The following is a 20,644-nucleotide window of genomic DNA, read 5'->3' as shown; positions in this document are numbered from 1 at the left end:
ATGATGTATCTAGCAATAGCGTAACAGATTTAGTTTGAATATTCAAATGATTAATAGAGTTGAAAAGGAATTGTCATAAAGTGTATAAAGTTGTAATGAGAAGAGAAAGAATGTTAATTATATGTTTTTGGCGGTCCAGATTGATTTTGTATAAGCGATCTTCATATGGGCACGTTCCATATTATTTTGACTGCTGCTACCGAATCTTGCTTGTCCGACTATTAAATGACAATTGGATTCAATAGCTGTCTCAATTCGTTTTTGAATTAATGCAGTGTGACAACCTTTACGCTGAAATTCTGGCAAAGTAGCAGAAGCAGCTAATGATGCGACACCCTTATTTATATACAGGACACCAATGCCCGCAGGAATGTTTTGAACTTCAGCTATGAAAAAATGCCATCCTGGTTTATTGTAAAGAATTTCGTTATTTTGGCGCACGCCATCTTTTGTAAAGGATGGCATGTTAAAACCACATACATATATGTCAGCAAAAATATCAAACTCATTTTCTTTTAGTTTACGTACTGAAATGTTAGAAGGAAGAAGAGATGGATCTTCTTTCGGTTTACTATATAAAGCGGTATGGAAGCTAGATTGGTAAAATCCTTTTTGAGATAAGTATTGAAATAGTTCAGCTGTACCTTGCGCTGGTGTAATTTCAAAACGGCAAGGAATTTGTAGTGAGTGATAATAAGAGATAATCGCATCTATCTCATCTGCATTTATAAATGTAACGCCTTTTACTGTGTTAAAAGCAGGACCAGTAATTACTTTTGATGAAAAGGCAGTGGCACTCCCGAACTTTTTCATTTGTACTTGCATTGGATTTCCACTTATTGCTTGTAGTAGCGCTAATCTAGAAGAAAGCATATGTATTTCTGCGTTTTCAATTTCATTTGCTGTATTAAGTGTCACAATAGTACTCATAAAATTCCCCCGTCATTAAATATATTTCATAGTACATATACGCTTTATGTTCTAAGATTCCTGTTGAAATGTAAGAGAATTAGAAGTTTTTTGGAAGGGAAATGGAAGTGGATTGTCGAAGGGAGTAGAAACAGATTAAAGGTGGTGCTCTCATGAAACAGAAAAATGTGCAGACATGCTCTAATTGTGGTTCTCAAAATATAGGAGAAGGTGAGTTTGTCGGTTATGCACAAATACGGAAAAAGGAGACGATGTTCACATCTTCACCAGTAGATGCTTATATTTGTACAGATTGCGGGAATGTCCTTTTATTAAAAGTACGACATTATGAAAAGTTTAAGCAGAAGCCGTTATGATTATTAAAAAGTGTTTTTATTAGGGAAGTTAATAGGAGAAATATTTTACATATATATGAATACGCCTTATATAAAGAGATGACAACATATACTGTGTGGGATGCTTATTAATCGTTGCACAACGTACAAAAATGTATAGAAGAAATTGTGAATTAGTATGAGAAAGAAAAATTAGCTCATCTTAGAATATTTCATATCGAAAACTCCTTTATAAATAAAGGAGTTTTTTTATTTTTTATAACAATAATTACCTTTTATTGTTATAATTGGTTATCGAGGTGGGGTGTTTTATAAACGCTATAATCATAGAAGAAAACTAGCTAAATCGTATACAAAACTGCTATATAACATAATCGCAACCGTAAGTTGACAAAGTGCAACCGCAGGAAGATAGAGATAAGGGCTATGTTTACATACAATTTAGTTAAGAAAACGAAGGGGGACACACATATGGGATTTGGTGAAAAGCTGTTTAAATTAAGAAAGGAAAAAGGCCTTTCTCAAGAAGCGTTAGCTGAGAAATTAAACACGACAAGGCAAGCAGTTAGTAAATGGGAAAATGGTCAAGGGTTTCCTGAAACTGAAAAATTAATAATGATTGGAAATGTATTCGAAGTATCTCTTGATTACTTATTAAAAGAAAATGCTGAACAAAGTAACGAAAAGGAAAATGGTTATTACGTAAGCAAGGAAATGGCAGAAGGGTATATAGTGTATGGAGAAAAAATTTCTAAATATATTGCGTTAGGATTTAGTTTGCTCATTTTATCTACAATACCATATTTATTATTTAAAGAAGATGTAACAATGTCTACGTTTCTTGTCATTATCATTGCTGTCTTTGGAATTGGAGCAATGATGGTACCTGTAACGATAGAAGAGAGTCGATACAATGTATTAAAAAAAGAAGAATTATTATTTGATCAAAACTTTCTAAAACAATTCACAAAAAGATATGCGATTATTAAGAAAAAGTATGCTGCAGTAATGATCGTTGGATTTTGTTTTATAGCTGCAGGCGCAATCCCGTTTTTGTTTGAGAAAAAGCATATCACTTCAGGGGAATTAGTGCAGTATTACCCTTACTGTGTTGTACTTATTGCTATCGGAGTTTATCTTTTTGTTCGTGTGTTAGGAGTATTAGAGGCGTATCGAATTTTAGTAGAAAATAAAGAATATAGTAATCGTCTTATTTTTAAACTGAAAAAGAAAGTGAGAGAAAAGGTGGATAATTTTTAATAGGAGAAAACATATTTTTATTAAAAGTTAAGATAGGAGTGTAATGATGTCAAATCTTCTAGAAATTGAAAATCTAAGTAAATCATTTGGAAATAAAGTTGTTTTAAGAGATGTTTCTTTCAATGTGCCGTCTGGATCAATTGTTGGATTCATTGGTAACAATGGAGCTGGGAAATCAACAACCTTTAAAACAGTATTACAATTAATTTCTAAAGATAATGGTACAGTAAAAATATTTGGTAAAGAAAATATAAATAAAGATGCCAAGATTAAGGAAAAGATAGGAGTCGTATTTGATGCTATGAATCTCCCGGTTCATCTTACAATAAAACAACTAAATAAAGTTTTTGAAAAGATGTTTGAATCTTGGGATGGAGAAAATTTTTACCGATTAGTTCATTCTTTCTCTTTACCTACTTATGAAAAAGTAGGTAGGTTTTCCCGTGGAATGTCGATGAAACTATCTATAGCTGTTGCATTGTCACATAATGCTAAATTATTAATTCTAGATGAAGCGACGGGAGGTCTTGATCCTTCATCTAGGGAGCAGGTATTAGAGGAATTAAAAGGTTTTGTGAATAAAAGTAATGGTGGTATATTACTCTCTTCACATATTATGAGTGATGTAGAAAAAATAGCTAGTCACCTTATTGTGATAAAAGATGGAGAAATTTTATTAAATGAAGAAAAGGATAAGGTTTTGGACAATTATGCCATTGTAGATGTTGATGAGGAACAACTAACTTTAGTTAACAAAGATATAGTTGTGGTGAAAAGGAATAATGGCTCTTATTTCAATGTACTTGTATCAGATGTGCATAAACTACCAAATGGGATTGCTCATAGAACCATTTCAATAGAAGAAATGAGTGTCTTATTAACGAGGAGTGAAAAATAAATGAGAGGTTTATTATTGACAAACTATTATCTAGTGTATCGAACTTTCTTTACGTTCATGGGAATAGCGATATTAGGATCGGGATTTGTTTTTTATTTTGGTAATGCTTCAATGTACCGTTTAATTGCTACATTCATTATCTTATTTGCTGCAATTCCTGCACTTGAAGTTATTAAATATGAGAGTAAGTCGGGTTATGAAAAATATGTACTTACTTTACCGGTTACTAGAAATAACATTGTGCAAAGTCACTACCTTTTCTATTTTATAGTTGTAATTATTGGTACTTTATTATCGTATAGCATATTTTACGTACATGCTTCAGTTTCAGGTACGCCAATTGATGATGGTATATTTAAGAGTGTTTCTTTAGGGACGTTCATCATCCTTAATGCCGGAGCAATAGCCTACCCACTTCTCTATGTTTTTGGAGCAGAAAAATCTGATGCTATTACAATTGGAGGCGCATGCGGGGGACTTGTTACTTATTTTGGATTACAAAGTGTAATTGGCTATCTAATAGAACAATTTCCAATATTAAATTTAAATTCATCTTTATACGTTTCAATTCTATATACAATATTTGGCGTTATCATATATATCTTTTCTTTTGTTATTTCGGTATTTATATATCGTAAGAAGGAATTTTAGTATATCTTCTCTTAGTATTTTCTGAATTATTTCCAAAGGAATAATTCAGAAAATACAGAAAAATGTCGTGATTATTTGTAGAAGTCTGTTATAATAAACAAAATGAAAACGCTTTAAAGGGGGATGTAACCAATATGATGATGAATGTACCGCTAACAATTAGTTCTATGATGGAAAGAGCAGAAAAATTGTTTTCAAAGAAAGAAATTGTTTCACGGACACATGATACAATTACGACGTTAACGTATAAGCAGTTAGGTGAAAGGACGAGAAGGCTTTCCAGTGCGTTAAAAAAGTTAGGAATTAAGGAAGGCGAGCGTATAGGAACGTTAGCGTGGAATCATCATCGACATGTGGAAGCGTATTTTGCTATTCCAGGTATTGCTTCTGTTTTGCACACAATTAATATTCGTTTATCTCCTCAACATATTTTATATATTATTCAGCACGCAGAAGATCGCATTCTACTTATAGATGAAGATCTCGTACCGCTCGTTGAAAATATTCAATCACAACTATCAGCTGTACAAGCTTACATTATTATGACTGATAAAGATGAACTTCCAAATACTACGCTAGAACCTGTATATCATTATGAAAAGCTATTAGAAGAAGGCGATCCAAATTTCCAATTTGTAAAAGATATTGATGAAAACACACCTGCTGGTATGTGTTATACGTCGGCGACTACAGGAAATCCAAAAGGTGTTGTATATACGCATCGTAGTACTGTATTGCATTGTATGGCACTTGGTTTAGCGGATACAGCTGCTTTATCGGAAAGTGATGCAGCAATGGCGATTGTACCGATGTTCCATGTGAATGCTTGGGGACTTCCTTTCGCTGCTACGTGGTTTGGATCAAAACAAGTTCTTCCAGGACCGATGTTTACACCAAAAATTTTATTAGAAATGATCCAATCTGAAAAAGTGACGTTAGCTGCTGGTGTGCCGACAATTTGGCTCGGTGTATTACAAGAGTTAGAAAATAATAGTTACGATTTATCTAGTATGACGAGAATACTATGTGGTGGTGCAGCTGCACCGAAAAGTGTTATTAAAGCATTTGAACAGAAACATAATGTTCCTTTCATCCATGCATATGGTATGACGGAAACGAGCCCACTCGTAACACTTGCGCGTTTAAAAAGTTATGAAACAGAATTATCGTATGAAGAGCAATTAGAAATTCGATCAAAACAAGGGTATCTTGTACCTGGTGTAGAGATGAAAGTAGTCGGTACAAATGGTGAAGTGAAGTGGGATGGTACAGAGATGGGAGAACTTTGTTTACGAGCACCATGGATCGCTGAAAGCTATTATAACGATGAGCGTACTGTCGAAGGTTTTCGTGATGGATGGTTATATACAGGAGATGTTGTCACAGTCGATGAGGAAGGTTGCGTGAAAATTGTTGACCGTACGAAAGATGTTATTAAAAGTGGGGGAGAATGGATTTCCTCAGTGGACCTTGAAAATGCTTTAATGGCACATGATGCTATATTTGAAGCAGCTGTCGTTGCCGTTCCTCATCCGCAGTGGCAAGAGCGACCAGTTGCCTGCGTTGTTCAAAAGAAAAATAGTACAGTAACAAAAGAAGAAATATATGCGTTTTTAAAACCGCAGTTTGCAAAGTGGTGGTTGCCAGACGAGATTGTATTTATGGAAGAAATACCGAAAACATCTGTTGGGAAGTTTTTAAAACAAGCGCTTCGGAAAGAACTTGAGCATTTGCGTAAAGGGGAATAATGGAATTCATATTTGTAAACCTATTATGAAAATAAGTTGACAAATTCTAGATAGAAATATAATATAACTTCTATAATATGTTATCCGAAAATTATTTTCAGTTTACAAATGGGAGAAGCAAATATGAATACAAAAAACTTAGTTTTCGTCGCTTTATTTAGTTCTATTATGGGAGTGTTAGGATTAATTCCTCCAATTGCTCTTTCTATTACACCAGTTCCAATTACATTACAATCACTTGGTGTTATGCTTGCTGGTGGACTGTTAGGATCACGTCTTGGTGCATTAAGTCAACTTGTTTTCTTACTTATTGTAGGAGTTGGAGCACCATTACTTGCTGGTGGACGTGGTGGCTTTGGTGTATTTGTTGGGCCAAGTGCAGGATATTTACTTGGTTATATTGTTGGAGCGTTTGTCATTGGTTATTTAATTGAGCGTTTACGTGAAGTTTCTATAATAAAAGTATTATGCATTAATATAATTGGTGGTATTTTCGTAGTTTATGTATTGGGTATTATTGTACAAGCTTTCGTAATGGATATTTCTATATGGCAGACGATGAAAGTAAGTGCTGTGTTCTTACCAGGGGATTGTATAAAAATAATTATTGCAGCAGTTCTTGTAACAAAATTACACCGTTCATTGAAACATATTATTACGCCTGCTTTAAAGAGTGGGAAATATACAAATGCGGGATAAAAAAGAGAAGAAACACGTTCATTGCGTGTTTCTTTTTATTATTTTTAAGAGAAAGGACGTCTCATATGGGGATTACAAAAGAATATAAAAAGCATGCTTCCTTACAACCGAATAAAATAGCAATAAAGGAAAATGATCGAGTTTTAACATATAAAGAGTGGTTTGAGTCAGTGTGTAAAGTAGCAAGCTGGTTGGATGAAAAAAAGTCAAAGAATAAAACGATAGCAATTGTATTAGAAAATCGTATCGAGTTTTTACAACTATTTGCTGGTGCTGCTATGGCCGGATGGGTTTGTGTGCCATTCGATATAAGGTGGAAACAGCATGAGCTTAAAGAAAGGATTGCAATCAGTGATCCGGATGTGATTGTGACAGAGCGATATAAGGTAAATGATCTACCCGGTGAAGAAGGAAGAGTAATAGAAATTGATGAGTGGAAAAGAATGATAGAGCACTATCTTCCTACATATCAGTCCGTAAAAAATGTACAAAATGCTCCTTTTTACATCGGATTCACATCAGGATCAACTGGAAAAGCAAAAGCATTTTTACGTGAACAACAATCGTGGGTTCATAGTTTCGATTGCAATATACATGATTTTCATATGAAAGAAGAAGATTCTATTTTAATAGCTGGAACGCTCGTTCATTCTCTTTTTTTATACGGGGCAATAAGTGCATTATATATAGGACAAACGGTGCATATTATGAGAAAGTTTATTCCAAATCAAGTGTTGGATAAGTTAGAAACGGAAAAAAATTCGGTCATGTATACAGTTCCGACAATGCTAGAATCTTTATATAAAGAAAAGAGAGTAATAGAAAATACATTGAAAATTATTTCGTCAGGAGCGAAATGGGAAGCTGAGGCGAAAGAAAAAATAAAGAGTATATTTCCTTATGCGCAAAAATATGAATTTTACGGTGCATCGGAACTAAGTTTTGTAACAGCATTAGTTGATGAAGAGAGTGAAAGAAGGCCAAATTCAGTAGGGAAATCTTGTCACAATGTGCAAGTTCGAATATGTAATGGAGCAGGTGAAGAAGTACAGAAAGGTGAGGTAGGAACTGTTTATGTGAAAAGTGATCAGTTTTTTATGGGTTACATATTAAATGGGATTGTAGTTCCAGAATTGAATGCAGATGGCTGGATGACAGTGCGAGATGTAGGCTATGAAGATGAAGAAGGCTTTATATATATTGTAGGTAGAGAAAAGAATATGATTTTATTTGGAGGAATTAATATTTTTCCAGAAGAAATAGAAAGTGTATTACATGAACATCCAGCTGTAGATGAAATAGTTATAGTTGGTGTGAATGATAGTTATTGGGGTGAAAAGCCTGTCGCCATCGTCAAAGGAAGTGCTACGAGGCAACAATTAAAGAGTTTTTGCTTACAACGATTATCCTCGTTTAAAATACCGAAAGAATGGCATTTTGTAGATGAAATACCTTATACAAATAGCGGAAAGATTGCTCGTATGGTAGCAAAAAGTATGATTGAAAAACGGGAGAAAATATATGAATAGGGCAGTTATTGTAGAGGCGAAAAGAACACCCATTGGCAAGGAGAATGGGATGTTAAAAGATTATGAAGTTCAGCAATTAGCAGCACCACTCCTTACGTTTTTAAGTAAAGGGATTGAGAGAGAAATAGACGATGTTATATTAGGGAATGTTGTGGGACCAGGAGGGAATATTGCGAGATTATCTGCTTTAGAAGCAGGACTAGGTTATCATATTCCGGGAGTAACAATTGATCGGCAATGTGGTGCCGGATTGGAAGCGATTCGCACCGCATGTTATTTCATTCAAGGCGGGGCAGGTAATTGTTATATTGCAGGAGGAGTAGAGAGTACAAGTACATCACCTTTTCAAAATAGAGCACGATTTTCACCAGAAACAATAGGTGATCCTGATATGGGAGTAGCGGCTGAATATGTTGCAGAACGTTATAACATCACGAGAGAAATGCAAGACGAGTATGCTTGCCTCAGTTACAAACGAACACTGCAAGCATTAGAAAAAGGATATATACATGATGAAATAATGTCTTTTAATGGATTATTAGATGAATCTATAAAGCTAGAAATGAATTATGAACGAATGATTAAAAGAACAAAACCTGCATTTTTACAAAATGGTACAGTAACGGCAGGGAATTCATGTGGTGTAAATGATGGGGCATGTGCAGTTCTTGTAATGGAAGAGCGGCAAGCTCGAAAATTAGGATACAAGCCTGTTCTTCGTTTTGTTCGCAGTGCTGTAGTTGGAGTAGATCCCAACCTTCCGGGGACTGGTCCAATATTTGCGGTGAACAAATTACTAAACGAAATGAATATGAAAGTAGAGGATATCGATTATTTTGAAATAAATGAAGCATTTGCTTCAAAAGTTGTAGCTTGTGCAAAGACGTTACAAATTCCGTACGAGAAATTAAATGTAAATGGTGGTGCAATTGCGCTCGGTCATCCGTACGGTGCATCTGGAGCTATGCTTGTAACACGTTTGTTTTATCAAGCGCAAAGAGAGCATATGAAGTATGGAATTACGACGTTAGGAATAGGGGGCGGGATAGGGCTTGCTTTATTATTTGAGAAAGTAGAAGATTAGCGAGGTATTAACTGTACTATGATTAATAGGGGATAATTAGTTCAATATATGAGTTAATATCCGCTCTTAGTAACTATAAAACAAACAAATATTATTCTATATTTTGGGGTTACCTGAGGTTGAATTTGTAAGCTTGATCCTCAGATTATTGGTATAATGTATTGACACTCCCACGGCTAAAGCCGCAAGCTGACTAACGTCAGTGGGATTCTTGCTACCAAAGGCGACGTCTATTTCTAGTATCGCTGACGTGCAAGATTGCGGTGTGCCATCACCACTCCGTATCCAGTGCATCTAGCAGATACGGCACTCGTTCTATTACCAAACGAGTCAGATTGTGAGTTCTCAAATGTGTTTTAGCGTCTTGTACTTGACGACTCAATACATTTTACGGAGCAGAAGAATTTGTTACTCCAACCTCATATGTATTCTGTTTTCAGAGAACAAGATTGTTTTAGAGACTTTTACTTGTCTGTTATGAAAATTATACCATTTCAAATACTTGATGTACAGAACATACTTTCGGTGTTTTGTCTGTACATCGCATTTGACCTCACTATCATCCCACCCCTAAAGGGGGTACTATCGCACCGTAGTGGGCTTTCCTATTCGGAAAATCTGTAATATGGGTGGGAGATGGAAAAGCTGATATTAGTAAATTGAGCATAAAAATTTCATATGCATCCAGATAAGTATTAATAACATTTCTCTCTCTGAACATAAAACTATACACATATTATGCTAGATAATATAGGCGTTATTCTTATTATATTGCTCTAAAATAATCAAACCAGTTTATTTGAAGAAAGGAATGGGAATATGAACATTGGTGAACGGATTCGACAAATACGTATACATAAAGAATTCACGCAAGGGGAAGTAGTATCAGGGGTATGTTCTATAACTTATTTAAGTAGAATTGAAAATGGACAAATTAAACCTTCAAATTCTGTTTTAAAAAAAATCGCTAAAAATCTAGATATTGATTACAACTTTCTTGTAGGTGCAGATTATGAGGATATTGAAGCTAAGATTCTTGAAATATGTAATAGGTATAAAAATGATAATGTTATAAACTCTAAAGACTTATCATCTTTAGAGTTATATGTTCGCGATACAGACTCTATTCTCTTATTATTAAAGGCCTATGGTGTTCTAATATACTACCATTCTCGAAATAATAACTTATTACATGTAGCAACGATTGTAAATGAGGCTTCGCAAGTACTTCCAAATCAAGTAGCCTCCCTGTATACTCAAGACTTTATATATTATTTAATGGCTCGAGGTTATTATTTTTCTAATAAACAAGACTATATGACTGCAAATGAAATTTATATGCAGACAGAGAGTTTACTTGGTCTAGATGAAACTAGGCTACACGCTGATATATATTATAATCTAAGTCTAACAAATCAAAGTCTTTATAAAGATCAAACGATTAGTCGTTTGTATGCTAAAAAAGCCTACAGATTGTATGAAAAATTAAATGTAGAAAATCAAGTAATAAACATTCTTATAATCATTGCACTACAATATCAAAAAGATAATCTACCCGAGAAAGCTCTTGAATCTTTAAAACAAGCAGAAATTAAAGCAGAGGTTAGTGCTAATCCCATGTATTTACCTTTGATTGCATATAATTATGGGAAAATATATCAAGGATTAAAAGATTACACCAATTCTATTAAATACTATGAAAAAAGTTTACAGACTAGCAATCTCTATCCAGATCAAGCTCAAAAAATATACGCAGTAAGAAACTTAATAGAAATTTATATAGAATCTAAAGACTGGAAAATTGTTAATAAACTGATGGATGATGCATTAGAAATGTTATCAATTTCTGATATGCCACACGCATATGTTGAAATATATGGACTGAAGGGGAAAATATCCAAATTAAGGGGCGATAATCATGGATATGAGAAAAATATGCAAAAAGCTATTGAAAGGGGTCTAGAAAAAAAGCAATACCCTCTAGTTCGTGAACTCGCTACTGAACTAGGAAACTATTTTTATGATAATCGCGCTTATAAAATGTCAGCAAAGTACTTGAAAATATCTAGTCAACTCCCCACTTAAGCTACGCTTAAGTGGGTTTTTTTATGTATTGATCTAATAGGGAATTAACACTAGTAAAACTACTATGTTTATAACGCTCCCATTCAAGTACATTACTTTCGTCAAATATCTAGTTAGGGGAGTAAATCCTTCTGAAATTTCCAAAAAGGTAAAATATCAAGTTTAAAACAATTGATAATTCGCTAAAATTTTAATGGAATTTTACTAATTGTTATTAACATAAATGAACATGTATATTTTAAGTACAGAAACTCAAACAGCAAGGAGGGAGTTATTCTGATGCAAGAGAAAAAATGATCTACAAATATGATAGACAATATAAATTATCATTTGAATTAGAGTAAAGGTTATAATCAATATTTTAAAATCCTTTCAAATGAACGTGAAGTATTGCCATATCATGTTTATAAACACTCATAGCGGAAACATACATCACAAAAAGTATGGATGAAAAAGACAGTATTTAAGCAAATGCAAATGAGATGAACAAAAAAATTGATGGCACTGAAGATACAATGCAGCATACTTTACTTAATAAATAAGAAAGAGGGATACATATGAAAAGCAACGAAACGGGAACTAAGCGAAAAGTAGTAAGATATACGGGTGGAATTGCAATACTTTTATTATTGATATCCTTTATATATCAATGGAAAAATGGTTTAGAGGTTGATACTACTGAAAACTTCAGTCTGGCATTAGTTGTTGCCATTTTCCTTTCTAGTTTTATTCCTGAAAGAAAAAGAGATAGTTAAATAATTGAATAGGCAATTGGGATCTATTTCTCAATTGCCTATTTATGCAAATATAAATTCAAACTAAGAGATAAATGCTTAATATCGGTGATTACATACTTGAATAACAACTAATTTCTATTCAATATTTAATTATCTTTTAAAGTTTTTTAGATTTAGGCCTTGATAGTAGTGCTACTAGTTTTCTACTCTTTGAGGAATATAAGCGTTGCTACCAGGCTTTGCTTTTATTTCATTCCAAGCAGCGATAGCATCAGCTTTTGATTTCCCTTTGTTATTTGGATCTTCGAAAAAGTCGCGAGTAAAGCGATTGTATTCAAACTGCGGGCTGATAGTTGTTTTATAAGTAGGATCTTTTTTTCGTTCGTTCTCTTCATACCAAAACGTTATCGCGTCTTCATATGTTTTGCCAACATTCTCTTTAAAAAACTTTTGAAGAGCTACTGTAAAGCGGAAGTTTGCTCCAATTTTTTCTTTGAAAAAAGCACGAACATCTTCGCTACAGCGGTGATTGTTAGTAATAATTGTTTGAAGAGAAAGGTCTTTATAAGAGAGGGAAGCTTTACTCACCTTTCGAACAGAGTTGTTTTTTAATATTTTACCAGTATGTAAATAATGGGAGATACGCTCGGTTATTTCAATCTTAGAGCCACTAGCTGGCAAACCATGCTCACGACAAAATGTTTGGAGTTCTGCTTTTAACCAATAATAGTTTTGGAAATCTTCAAGTGATATAAACTTTGTTAAAGGTGGACGCATGAATGTAACAACTTCTTTCTTCCATAATTTTCTTTAATTATAAAACATACGTTCTTTTTGTGGAAGGATTAATTTGTAAATATAACGGGAAGAGGAGATTACATATGGAAAATGTAATGCAAGTTCGTGTAACCGGAATTTTAATTGAAGATGAAAAGGTATTGCTAGTAAAGCAAAAAGTGGCTAATCGAAATTGGTCTTTACCTGGGGGAAGGGTAGAGAATAGTGAAACGTTAGAAGTAGCGATGATTCGAGAAATGAGAGAAGAAACAGGGTTAGAAGTTAAAATTAAGAAGCTACTCTATGTTTGTGATAAACCAGATGTTAGGCCATCTTTATTACATATTACGTTTCTGCTTGAAAGGATTGAGGGAGAAATTACGCTACCTTCTAATGAGTTTGATCATAATCCAATTCATGATGTGCAAATGGTACCGATTAACGAATTAAGTCATTATGGTTTTTCGGAAACTTTTATAAAATTGGTAAATGAAGGGTTTGCAAATGCAGGGAGTTATCAAGGCTTGAAACAAAATGTAGGCCTGTAAATATAGTTGAAGGATAGCCGTTAGCTATCCTTCATAAACATGTTTTACACTGCTGACTGTAAAGAAGAAACAAGTTGATTTAAAAACTCATCCCCAGTCATAACCGCTTTTCCGCCGCCGCGCGCACTCTTTTTATTTCCGCCGCCTTTTCCTTCGATTGTAGGAAGTGCCTTTTTTAACAGAGCATTCATATCGAGCGTGACTGTTTTTCCGCAAGCAAGGATGCATTGTAGTTTGTCATCATTTTCAATGACAAAGTATGTAATGGCGTGCTCTTGTTGTTCTGTAATAATAGCAGAAAGCTTTGAGACTTCTTGCATAGAACGATTTGTAAACATTTTAGAAATAAGTATGCCAGCATGTATTTCGGTAGGGTGTTGAAGTAGTTCGTGTGCCTCTGCATATAATAATTTTTCAGTCATTGTTTGTATTGTTTTTTCGTTTTCTTTTTGAGAAGTAAGCAGTTGTGCTACTTTTGCTGGAATATCACTTTCGCTACTGTTTAATTGTTTGGAAACATCCTTCATAATTTGTTGCTGTTGCCCCACAAGTTTTAGTGTGCGCCAGCCAGCGATAAACGTTAGTCGTATGCCACCTTTATTGCGTTCCCAGCTAAGAACTTGAATAGGACCTACTTCACCAGTACGTTTCGGGTGTGTTCCGCCACAGCCGTTATAATCAAAGTTTTCGATCATAACAACGCGTATATTTTCAATCATAGTCGGTTCTTTACGAAGGGGTAACGTTTTTGCTGCTTCTAAGTTCATCCACTCTATACGGATTGGATGGTTTTCAAAAACTATATTGTTTGCAATTTGTACTGCTTTTTCAACTGTTTCTGTATGCAGATTTTCTGTTTCTAAATCAATTGTTACTATTTCTCTACCAAGATGGAACCCAATCGTAGGTATGTTAAAATGATCCCAAAAAGCAGCAGATAAAATGTGTTGAGCCGCATGTTGCTGCATATGATCAAAACGACGCTCCCAATTAATTTTACCTTCTACTTCTTCTGTATGTAATTGTTCTGTAATGAAGTGGCGGATTTCTTCATCGACTTCTTCAACATCGAGTACAGCAATACCATTTAAAGTTCCAGTGTCATGGGGCTGCCCGCCACCTGTCGGATAAAATGCCGTTTCGTTTAAAACAACGTATAAGTTACCGTCTTTATCATAATTTTGCTTTATAACTTTTGTAGTAAAGTCTTGTTTATAAGCGTCAGTGTAATATAATTTTTGCTCCAATTTTCTTTCCCCTTTCGTGTTCACTAGTTTCATTGTAAAGCAATCGAAATTAGTTTCCTAATATTTCAGAAGAAAGAAACTTTTTTTAGAATTTTCTTGCTATAATAAGAAAAAGAAAATGCGGGGGTGGAATGAATATGTTATATGAAAACGGCGTAGATAAACTGCTTAGTTTAAGCAAAAATATTTCTGAATTGTATCGAGAATTAAATGAAATGACCCGGATTTTAACGGATTGTAATCGAGAAAGTGTGAAGTTTGATCGGTTATATGTAAAAGAGGTACTGTGGAAGAAAGAAGATGTACTAGAGAAATATGACCAGCTGCTTGTGCAACTTTGTATAAATGAATGCTTTGATCTAAAAGGTGTCATTACAGGGGAATATAAGTATACATATGAAGAAGTAGAAAACATCGTTTTACAATTTAATGAAAAGTATAATGTCGCAATTTTAATTAAAGATGTTTGTAAAGAATTACAGTTTACATATGGCATAGATATGGATATAACGAGAACAACGCGGGTATCAACAGCTCAAGTATAAAAAGGGTACAGATTATATCTACCTATACCCCATCTATTCCTCATTTATCAAATGAGGAATTACAGGAAAAAATAAATGATGCACTTCAAGGGTTACTTTACTATCAATTAATTGAAAAATGGCAAGTAGAGGTTTTTGATATGGAGATCTTTGAAGAAACATATACATTATCCGATAACGGTTATAAGCTCTTAAAGTACTGGCAAGGTAATATGTTCTTCTTTGCCCCTGAGCGTCTTGATAATCACGGTAAATATGTTCACCTACGTTATTGGCATGATATAGACTTACTCTGTCACCTGCGTTATGCTCCATCTTTTTTAGGGCATATTATGCATCCATCAATTAGTAAGGGGGTTTTTACCCCTCCTTTAAGTTTTGCAGTGCAAGCTGGAGTAAATCAAGAGTTTAATTTCGTTGTATATTCCACCTTATTAACAGATAAAAGGGAACGCTTGAAAAGAATTATTGCTAGATGGAAAGATTTCGTGGAATCAGGTAGTGATATTCTCATGAAGGATTTGGGGAATAACCCTACTATCCTAGTTATTTATGTTTCTACCGTTAAGCAAGCACAGCGTATTAATCATGAACTATTATTAGACTTAATTCCTGGTAGAGTTTTATTATGTATAGGAGAGACCTTACACATACAAGAATTACAGCATGCATTTTATCAGCCCCTTGCAGAAGGGGAGATTAAACAATTAAATACAAAGCTATTCGAAACACACTAAGCCACCCTTACAAGCTATTGCTTTCTTGTAAGGGTGGCTTGTTTATCTTTATTCAAAGAGATAATGGTATAGATAATAATAAAAATCTATACTTTACACACCAGGAAGCGCTTGCAGGTAATGATAATCATTATCAATTAAATTTATCCTGAACAAAGCTAACACATGTTAATATTTAATTGTTAGAAAAAACAAACAAATGGAGGCATGTGAAATGAAATTTAGAAGTAAATTATTTCAGTTTCTTTTAGTTTCAGGTTTAGCAATTTTAACATTTTTTTCTCCAATAATTAGTCAGGCAGAAGTACAACCAGTTCAGTCTAACGACATAGTAATTGAAGTTAACCACCCAATAAAACATATTGAATATTTTAGTGTTGAGTCTAATGGAAACACCAAAAAAATCGATAAAAGTACGTATGACGCAGCAAAAATAGTTAAAGAGGCAAATGAATTACACAAACAATCTCCGGAATCTATTACTCCAAAGAATACAGACATACTCCAAATAGGTAAACAAACAGTAGTTCCTAACCAGAAACAAGATAATAAAACAAAACAGTTTAAAACAGCTCAACAAGAAAGTGTTCTAGCTCTTGAATACTCAACAACATTTAATGAATTTACTCAAAGCATTGATCTTAGCATAAAAATTACGGACATTATCGGACAAGCCCCTATAGTTGTATTATCCAATCTTAGCTTATACGCAGGAGATATCTATGATGATGCTTATTATCGACAAGGCTACTTAGAAGTAGATTGGCAAGGTTCCCAAATACATCCTGGACAGATTGCACAAAAATCATTTAAAGTTAATTCTACAAAGTGGTGGGCAACAAACCATAACACTACAGCGGGATGGGTAGGCAGTTATCCTCAAACAAGTTCTGAGCAATATGACCCAACCTTAGCTAATAAGAAAGCAGTAATGTATCCTATCATTTATAATGGACATAGTAAACAGTATATGCCAATCCCAAAAAGAGCAAACTTACCAAAAGCAGATAACCCTGTGGATTGGGATTCTTATAAGAGAGCCGCTTATATAGCTCAATACATCGATACTTATGGTAACCCAGGATGGGACTGGTCTGAAGCAGATATACACCATATAATTCCTAGAGCATATGGAGGTAATAATTCCTTTGATAATTTATTCCCTCTACCACGTCAAATTCATCAACAGATTGTAAACCCATGGTGGTCTGCCTACTAAAATTTAAAGTTAGGTGAATAATATGCAAAACACTATCATTCTTAAAAGTTTAGATTCCTTAAAACAAAGATTAAGTAAAGCAAACAATAAATTAAATTTACAAAATGAACAAGGAAATACTAGTACAGTAACTTGTTCATTTAATTCACCAGTAGAACAAAGAGAAATTAAATCATTCGAAAATAATACTGAATGGACATTACCTATAGATTATAAAATCTTTTTACAACAACACAATGGAGCTCGCATCTTTGAAATGTTATTGGAAGGGGATATAAATATAGGTGGTGGTATAAGCATATTTTCTCTCAATGAAATAGAAGTCACACATAGTAACCTACAACTACCAAAAGACGTGTATCCAATTGCACATGTGCATGAAAATTATTTAGTAGTTGATAACAGTAAAGCTAGAAGTAATAGCCCAGATTATTTGTTGTTAGGAGATGATATATTAGACTTACATCCCCTCCATTCTAATTTTGAAATTTTTTTAGACCGGTATATTGTATCTCAGGGATCTAGTTTCTGGCGATGGAATATGTACACAGCAGCAGAGTATTATAAAATAAATACAACTGAAAACTGAGTTTAGTAATCCCAGAATAAATAATTCAATTAATTTTAATGGCATTTATAATCAAAAAGATTTTCTTTTAAGTATCTTTTCTTAAAAGAAAATCTTTTTTGTAAAGTTTAAGGGGGGAGAAATACTTAAAATTAAAATGATGAAGTTAATTATCCTGTATCTTCCTCTATACAAATTACCAATTTTACGAAATAGTATTTTTTGATACCTTTTCACGAAAACAATATATAAGGATATGGATGATTGTGTGGAAGAATATATATGAAAGGGGATAATATCAGAAACCTTTGCTTTCTTTTTTTATGTAAGAACAGGGAGAGTAGGTTTTTAAGATGAAGGGGAAGTTGCAAAAAATTCATCCGTTAGGAATAACAATTATAATAGGGACTTTATTTGCGAGGTTTGCCACGTCAATGAGTATTCCTTTTTTAGCAATTTATTTAACGACTGTGAAAGGTGTATCAGCAGGAATGACGGGTGCTATTATCGGAATGAGTGCACTTGTTGGGGTGTTTGCTAGTTTTATTGGAGGGAATTTATCGGATCGGTTCGGCCGAAATACGATTATAATATGGTCCATGATCGCTTGGGTGTTTGTACTTATAGATAGTATAGCTGTCTCACATTTAAAAGGAACCTATTTTGGAGCAATGGGGTTTTCGGGAATTGGAACAGTAATTGGTCCGTGGTTTGGGGGAGTACTCCTCGATTACTACGGGTACCAAAATGGATTTAGTGTCTTTTCAGCGCTAGCTATATTTTCAACTGTAGCATTTCCTGTACTTTTAGTTACAAAAGGTTTATTGAAAAAAAGATATGACAGAAATTCTAATATGGAAGTACATGCGAAATAAAATAAGCCCCAGTCAACGACTGGGGCTTATTTTTGTATTTATTTTAATTCTCAATTTGAAAAAGAACTTTCTTTTCATGTTTATTAGCTACTTCGTTTTTGGAAATATGAATGGCTAAATATCCATTCTCTAAGCAGGCTAGCATCTTTTTATAAATAATATTATCGGGTAAAGGAATGATCCTCTGCAAAGAAATATTTTTATGAAGTATGCAAATGTTTAGGCCTGTCTTCATCTTTTTAATGACTACATTTTGTTCTGTCACATTTGGTACATCTGTTTCCAAAATGTATTCTTGTTCCGTTTCACAAAGGTCAATATGAATTTGATTTGGGAAACTAAAGTTGCTACAAGAATCAGAACAAAACTGATCCATCCATTCTTCGAAACCATCAACATGAAAAAGACAATCCTTCTTTTTCTTGCCCATGTAAGACACCCTCCGTAAAATCTCAATTCATACTATGTTATGCATGAATGAAGTAGGGGTGAAGAATAAATGGAAAAATATAAACATTGTATGTGGAAAAGGTAGCTAGTGTGCATTTTTTGTTTTACATATCATGATGTGCATGATGTTTTTGACGTGAATGATTACGGTTTTTTACTTTATGAGATCCGCTTAATGGTTCGGGTTGTCCTTTTTTTTCTTTCGCTTCACGATTGTTTTTGCTCATTGTTTGTGACACCTCCTCTTTCTTTTTAGAATGAGAGAAGTTTGCAAATTTATACGAGAATGTTTTTAGAAAAAAAGGTAAAGATAAGTGGGACTAACTATTATGGAAAGGGGATTGTATAATGCCATATCATAAAGATAAGCAACAAGCTTTTCAAGCGGCGCAGCAAGGCGTTACACAAGCAGAAAATGCATTTAACAACATTGTGAAAAATGATCCAAACTACGGTCATGATTTAAAAGAATTACGCCAAGAGGTTCAGGAAGCATATGAACAAATTCAAAATGCACTAGAGGTAGCTTCAGAAACACAACGTCCACAACTTGAGCAATATGAAAGTAATCTCCAAAACATTATGCGAAATGTAGATCAATTAGAAAAGTAAATGAGATTGTTGGTGTTCGACAATCTCTTACTTTAATGAATATTATGCTAAAACAGAAAGTTTTTTTAGTAATTTTTTCTTTACTATGCGCAGTACATATATTTCAAGTGGAAAAAGTGGAAGCGAAAATGTTGCTCAGAAAAGAGCTAGAACCAACTGGCTATGTAACGTGGGAAGTACCTAATAATGAAAAGATTATTGCCATTACATTTGATGATGGACCAGATCCAACTTATACAACACAAGTTTTACATTTATTACGTCAATATAAAGCGGAAGCGACATTTTTTATGATCGGATTTCGAGTGCAGCGCAATCCATATTTAGTAAAACAAGTGTTGAAAGAGGGACATGAAATTGGAAATCATACGATGAATCATTTATATGCGAATAGTTCATCAGATGAAAAATTAAAAAAAGATATTTTAGATGGAAAGAAATATTTTGAGAAATGGGTAAAAGAACCTTTGTTATTCCGTCCACCTGGTGGATATATTAACGATGCTGTATTTAAAACAGCGAAAGAAGCTGGGTATCAAACTGTACTATGGTCATGGCACCAAGACCCACGTGATTGGGCAAATCCAGGTGTTGAATCCATTGTAAATCATGTAGTGAAAAATGCTAAAAGTGGAGATATTGTATTGTTACATGATGGAGGAAATGATCGTAGTCAAACAGTAGCAGCGCTAGCAAAAATTTTACCGGAGCTTCAAAAGCAAGGCTATCGATTTGTAAAGGTTTCGGAATTGTTACGTTATAAACATTAGAAAAAATCCCAAAAGGTGAATGTTCCTTTTGGGATTTTTCGTTACTGGTTCTTTTTGCGTTTCTTATTATTTTGTCGTTCTGCAGCAGTTAAGTTTTCATTTGCAAACTCTTCGTTATAACCAGCACCTTGTCCTTGTGCAGATGCCGCATTCATTCCTGAAATAGTATGATTTGCTTTTCTTTTACCCATTTTATTTCACCTCTATAACTTTTTTTGTAAGTTGAATGATGAGCAGTTCATAGTATGTATGAACTGTAAGTAAAGCGCTAATAGAGCACTTTACTTTATGGTAATAGTATTCATAAGGAGCATGAACACTATTCAAATTTAGAAACATA

The 20,644-nt window shown here is 33.9% G+C and carries 24 protein-coding genes; 18 read left to right on the top strand and 6 right to left on the bottom strand.

From position 1 onward, the window contains the following. Nucleotides 1-117: 117 nt before the first annotated feature. On the bottom strand, nucleotides 118-930 hold the full coding sequence (locus tag EGX95_RS16490) for a GNAT family N-acetyltransferase (protein ID WP_000104594.1): 813 nt from the start codon (nucleotides 928-930) through the stop codon (nucleotides 118-120). Nucleotides 931-1,082: 152 nt separating this feature from the next. Between EGX95_RS16490 and EGX95_RS16485 the strand changes: the two genes are divergently transcribed. From EGX95_RS16485 to EGX95_RS16440, 10 genes are all read left to right on the top strand, one after another. Then, nucleotides 1,083-1,286 carry a hypothetical protein gene (locus EGX95_RS16485; RefSeq protein WP_000810865.1) on the top strand — a complete coding sequence of 68 codons (204 nt, stop codon included), beginning with the start codon at nucleotides 1,083-1,085 and terminating at the stop codon, nucleotides 1,284-1,286. Between the two features lie 450 nt (nucleotides 1,287-1,736). Then, complete coding sequence (locus EGX95_RS16480) at nucleotides 1,737-2,525, top strand: helix-turn-helix domain-containing protein (RefSeq protein WP_000505600.1); 789 nt, start codon at nucleotides 1,737-1,739, stop codon at nucleotides 2,523-2,525. 46 nt (nucleotides 2,526-2,571) lie between these two features. After that, the gene (locus tag EGX95_RS16475) at nucleotides 2,572-3,423 is read left to right on the top strand and encodes an ABC transporter ATP-binding protein (RefSeq protein WP_000067341.1); all 852 of its coding nucleotides are present in this window, start codon (nucleotides 2,572-2,574) and stop codon (nucleotides 3,421-3,423) included. Next, complete coding sequence (locus EGX95_RS16470) at nucleotides 3,424-4,074, top strand: ABC-2 transporter permease (RefSeq protein ID WP_001214699.1); 651 nt, start codon at nucleotides 3,424-3,426, stop codon at nucleotides 4,072-4,074. It abuts the gene before it with no gap. Between the two features lie 134 nt (nucleotides 4,075-4,208). Then, entirely contained in the window at nucleotides 4,209-5,822 is a 1,614-nt protein-coding gene (locus tag EGX95_RS16465) for a long-chain fatty acid--CoA ligase (RefSeq protein ID WP_000980169.1), read from the top strand. 123 nt (nucleotides 5,823-5,945) lie between these two features. Beyond that, complete coding sequence (locus EGX95_RS16460) at nucleotides 5,946-6,521, top strand: biotin transporter BioY (RefSeq protein WP_001093342.1); 576 nt, start codon at nucleotides 5,946-5,948, stop codon at nucleotides 6,519-6,521. Between the two features lie 65 nt (nucleotides 6,522-6,586). Continuing rightward, nucleotides 6,587-8,050 carry an acyl-CoA synthetase gene (locus EGX95_RS16455; protein WP_000513146.1) on the top strand — a complete coding sequence of 488 codons (1,464 nt, stop codon included), beginning with the start codon at nucleotides 6,587-6,589 and terminating at the stop codon, nucleotides 8,048-8,050. Beyond that, on the top strand, nucleotides 8,043-9,134 hold the full coding sequence (locus tag EGX95_RS16450; protein ID WP_001077965.1) for an acetyl-CoA C-acyltransferase: 1,092 nt from the start codon (nucleotides 8,043-8,045) through the stop codon (nucleotides 9,132-9,134). The genes EGX95_RS16455 and EGX95_RS16450 overlap by 8 nt, the downstream gene beginning before the upstream one ends. Before the next feature lie 819 nt (nucleotides 9,135-9,953). After that, nucleotides 9,954-11,219 (top strand): helix-turn-helix domain-containing protein, encoded by a 1,266-nt coding sequence (locus tag EGX95_RS16445; protein WP_001020463.1) that lies wholly within the window; start codon nucleotides 9,954-9,956, stop codon nucleotides 11,217-11,219. A 557-nt stretch (nucleotides 11,220-11,776) separates the two neighbouring features. Continuing rightward, nucleotides 11,777-11,974 carry a hypothetical protein gene (locus tag EGX95_RS16440; protein WP_000840055.1) on the top strand — a complete coding sequence of 66 codons (198 nt, stop codon included), beginning with the start codon at nucleotides 11,777-11,779 and terminating at the stop codon, nucleotides 11,972-11,974. 177 nt (nucleotides 11,975-12,151) lie between these two features. Here the strand turns inward: EGX95_RS16440 and EGX95_RS16435 are convergent, their stop codons facing one another. Next, nucleotides 12,152-12,733, bottom strand: coding sequence for a DUF6434 domain-containing protein (locus tag EGX95_RS16435; protein ID WP_123805658.1), 582 nt, complete (start codon nucleotides 12,731-12,733; stop codon nucleotides 12,152-12,154). 104 nt (nucleotides 12,734-12,837) lie between these two features. Here EGX95_RS16435 and EGX95_RS16430 point away from each other — a divergent pair, with 104 nt between their 5' ends. Further along, a complete protein-coding gene (locus tag EGX95_RS16430) occupies nucleotides 12,838-13,281 on the top strand; it encodes an NUDIX hydrolase (RefSeq protein ID WP_000432577.1) in 444 nt (147 codons plus the stop codon). A 44-nt stretch (nucleotides 13,282-13,325) separates the two neighbouring features. Here the strand turns inward: EGX95_RS16430 and EGX95_RS16425 are convergent, their stop codons facing one another. Beyond that, nucleotides 13,326-14,528 carry an alanyl-tRNA editing protein gene (locus EGX95_RS16425; protein WP_152034562.1) on the bottom strand — a complete coding sequence of 401 codons (1,203 nt, stop codon included), beginning with the start codon at nucleotides 14,526-14,528 and terminating at the stop codon, nucleotides 13,326-13,328. Nucleotides 14,529-14,665: 137 nt separating this feature from the next. Here EGX95_RS16425 and EGX95_RS16420 point away from each other — a divergent pair, with 137 nt between their 5' ends. The 5 genes from EGX95_RS16420 (at nucleotide 14,666) to EGX95_RS16400 (ending at nucleotide 18,472) form a co-directional block, all read left to right on the top strand. Beyond that, nucleotides 14,666-15,073 carry a hypothetical protein gene (locus EGX95_RS16420; RefSeq protein ID WP_000965143.1) on the top strand — a complete coding sequence of 136 codons (408 nt, stop codon included), beginning with the start codon at nucleotides 14,666-14,668 and terminating at the stop codon, nucleotides 15,071-15,073. An 11-nt stretch (nucleotides 15,074-15,084) separates the two neighbouring features. Next, on the top strand, nucleotides 15,085-15,810 hold the full coding sequence (locus EGX95_RS16415; RefSeq protein ID WP_372465498.1) for a hypothetical protein: 726 nt from the start codon (nucleotides 15,085-15,087) through the stop codon (nucleotides 15,808-15,810). Nucleotides 15,811-16,024: 214 nt separating this feature from the next. Continuing rightward, nucleotides 16,025-17,029: an HNH endonuclease signature motif containing protein gene (locus EGX95_RS16410; RefSeq protein WP_000672225.1), complete on the top strand. Its 1,005-nt coding sequence runs from the start codon at nucleotides 16,025-16,027 to the stop codon at nucleotides 17,027-17,029. A 22-nt stretch (nucleotides 17,030-17,051) separates the two neighbouring features. Continuing rightward, on the top strand, nucleotides 17,052-17,618 hold the full coding sequence (locus EGX95_RS16405; RefSeq protein WP_001181681.1) for an SMI1/KNR4 family protein: 567 nt from the start codon (nucleotides 17,052-17,054) through the stop codon (nucleotides 17,616-17,618). Nucleotides 17,619-17,950: 332 nt separating this feature from the next. Further along, nucleotides 17,951-18,472, top strand: a complete 522-nt coding sequence (locus tag EGX95_RS16400) for an MFS transporter (protein WP_000676815.1) — start codon at nucleotides 17,951-17,953, stop codon at nucleotides 18,470-18,472. 43 nt (nucleotides 18,473-18,515) lie between these two features. Here EGX95_RS16400 and EGX95_RS16395 read toward each other — a convergent pair whose 3' ends face one another. Together EGX95_RS16395 and EGX95_RS16390 are read right to left on the bottom strand one after the other, a co-directional pair. Continuing rightward, nucleotides 18,516-18,902, bottom strand: coding sequence for an Hsp20/alpha crystallin family protein (locus EGX95_RS16395; protein ID WP_000516746.1), 387 nt, complete (start codon nucleotides 18,900-18,902; stop codon nucleotides 18,516-18,518). Between the two features lie 124 nt (nucleotides 18,903-19,026). Continuing rightward, on the bottom strand, nucleotides 19,027-19,149 hold the full coding sequence (locus tag EGX95_RS16390) for a small acid-soluble spore protein P (RefSeq protein WP_000042141.1): 123 nt from the start codon (nucleotides 19,147-19,149) through the stop codon (nucleotides 19,027-19,029). A gap of 121 nt (nucleotides 19,150-19,270) precedes the next feature. Between EGX95_RS16390 and EGX95_RS16385 the strand changes: the two genes are divergently transcribed. Continuing rightward, nucleotides 19,271-19,534 carry a hypothetical protein gene (locus tag EGX95_RS16385; RefSeq protein WP_001146297.1) on the top strand — a complete coding sequence of 88 codons (264 nt, stop codon included), beginning with the start codon at nucleotides 19,271-19,273 and terminating at the stop codon, nucleotides 19,532-19,534. A gap of 44 nt (nucleotides 19,535-19,578) precedes the next feature. Continuing rightward, nucleotides 19,579-20,304 carry a polysaccharide deacetylase family sporulation protein PdaB gene (gene pdaB, locus EGX95_RS16380; RefSeq protein WP_123805654.1) on the top strand — a complete coding sequence of 242 codons (726 nt, stop codon included), beginning with the start codon at nucleotides 19,579-19,581 and terminating at the stop codon, nucleotides 20,302-20,304. A gap of 41 nt (nucleotides 20,305-20,345) precedes the next feature. Here the strand turns inward: pdaB and sspO are convergent, their stop codons facing one another. Beyond that, entirely contained in the window at nucleotides 20,346-20,495 is a 150-nt protein-coding gene (gene sspO, locus EGX95_RS16375; RefSeq protein ID WP_000518051.1) for a small acid-soluble spore protein SspO, read from the bottom strand. Nucleotides 20,496-20,644 lie beyond the last annotated feature (149 nt).

The sequence above is a fragment of the Bacillus sp. FDAARGOS_527 genome, assembly GCF_003812125.1.
Lineage (GTDB): Bacteria > Bacillota > Bacilli > Bacillales > Bacillaceae_G > Bacillus_A > Bacillus_A paranthracis.
The sequence above is the reverse complement of the archived record's forward strand: the minus strand, read 5'-3'. Positions and strand labels throughout refer to the sequence as shown.

Bases quoted from the DNA above. Each gene is read 5' to 3' on its own strand.
- EGX95_RS16470 (WP_001214699.1), top strand. From the start codon at position 3,424: ATGAGAGGTTTATTATTGACAAACTATTATCTAGTGTATCGAACTTTC.
- pdaB (WP_123805654.1), top strand. From the start codon at position 19,579: ATGCTAAAACAGAAAGTTTTTTTAGTAATTTTTTCTTTACTATGCGCA.
- EGX95_RS16445 (WP_001020463.1), top strand. From the start codon at position 9,954: ATGAACATTGGTGAACGGATTCGACAAATACGTATACATAAAGAATTC.
- EGX95_RS16480 (WP_000505600.1), top strand. From the start codon at position 1,737: ATGGGATTTGGTGAAAAGCTGTTTAAATTAAGAAAGGAAAAAGGCCTT.
- EGX95_RS16385 (WP_001146297.1), top strand. From the start codon at position 19,271: ATGCCATATCATAAAGATAAGCAACAAGCTTTTCAAGCGGCGCAGCAA.
- EGX95_RS16455 (WP_000513146.1), top strand. From the start codon at position 6,587: ATGGGGATTACAAAAGAATATAAAAAGCATGCTTCCTTACAACCGAAT.
- EGX95_RS16485 (WP_000810865.1), top strand. From the start codon at position 1,083: ATGAAACAGAAAAATGTGCAGACATGCTCTAATTGTGGTTCTCAAAAT.
- EGX95_RS16465 (WP_000980169.1), top strand. From the start codon at position 4,209: ATGATGATGAATGTACCGCTAACAATTAGTTCTATGATGGAAAGAGCA.
- EGX95_RS16450 (WP_001077965.1), top strand. From the start codon at position 8,043: ATGAATAGGGCAGTTATTGTAGAGGCGAAAAGAACACCCATTGGCAAG.
- EGX95_RS16430 (WP_000432577.1), top strand. From the start codon at position 12,838: ATGGAAAATGTAATGCAAGTTCGTGTAACCGGAATTTTAATTGAAGAT.
- EGX95_RS16395 (WP_000516746.1), bottom strand. From the start codon at position 18,902: ATGGGCAAGAAAAAGAAGGATTGTCTTTTTCATGTTGATGGTTTCGAA.
- EGX95_RS16490 (WP_000104594.1), bottom strand. From the start codon at position 930: ATGAGTACTATTGTGACACTTAATACAGCAAATGAAATTGAAAACGCA.
- EGX95_RS16460 (WP_001093342.1), top strand. From the start codon at position 5,946: ATGAATACAAAAAACTTAGTTTTCGTCGCTTTATTTAGTTCTATTATG.
- EGX95_RS16435 (WP_123805658.1), bottom strand. From the start codon at position 12,733: ATGCGTCCACCTTTAACAAAGTTTATATCACTTGAAGATTTCCAAAAC.
- EGX95_RS16420 (WP_000965143.1), top strand. From the start codon at position 14,666: ATGTTATATGAAAACGGCGTAGATAAACTGCTTAGTTTAAGCAAAAAT.
- EGX95_RS16400 (WP_000676815.1), top strand. From the start codon at position 17,951: ATGAAGGGGAAGTTGCAAAAAATTCATCCGTTAGGAATAACAATTATA.
- EGX95_RS16390 (WP_000042141.1), bottom strand. From the start codon at position 19,149: ATGAGCAAAAACAATCGTGAAGCGAAAGAAAAAAAAGGACAACCCGAA.
- EGX95_RS16440 (WP_000840055.1), top strand. From the start codon at position 11,777: ATGAAAAGCAACGAAACGGGAACTAAGCGAAAAGTAGTAAGATATACG.
- EGX95_RS16405 (WP_001181681.1), top strand. From the start codon at position 17,052: ATGCAAAACACTATCATTCTTAAAAGTTTAGATTCCTTAAAACAAAGA.
- EGX95_RS16475 (WP_000067341.1), top strand. From the start codon at position 2,572: ATGTCAAATCTTCTAGAAATTGAAAATCTAAGTAAATCATTTGGAAAT.
- sspO (WP_000518051.1), bottom strand. From the start codon at position 20,495: ATGGGTAAAAGAAAAGCAAATCATACTATTTCAGGAATGAATGCGGCA.
- EGX95_RS16410 (WP_000672225.1), top strand. From the start codon at position 16,025: ATGAAATTTAGAAGTAAATTATTTCAGTTTCTTTTAGTTTCAGGTTTA.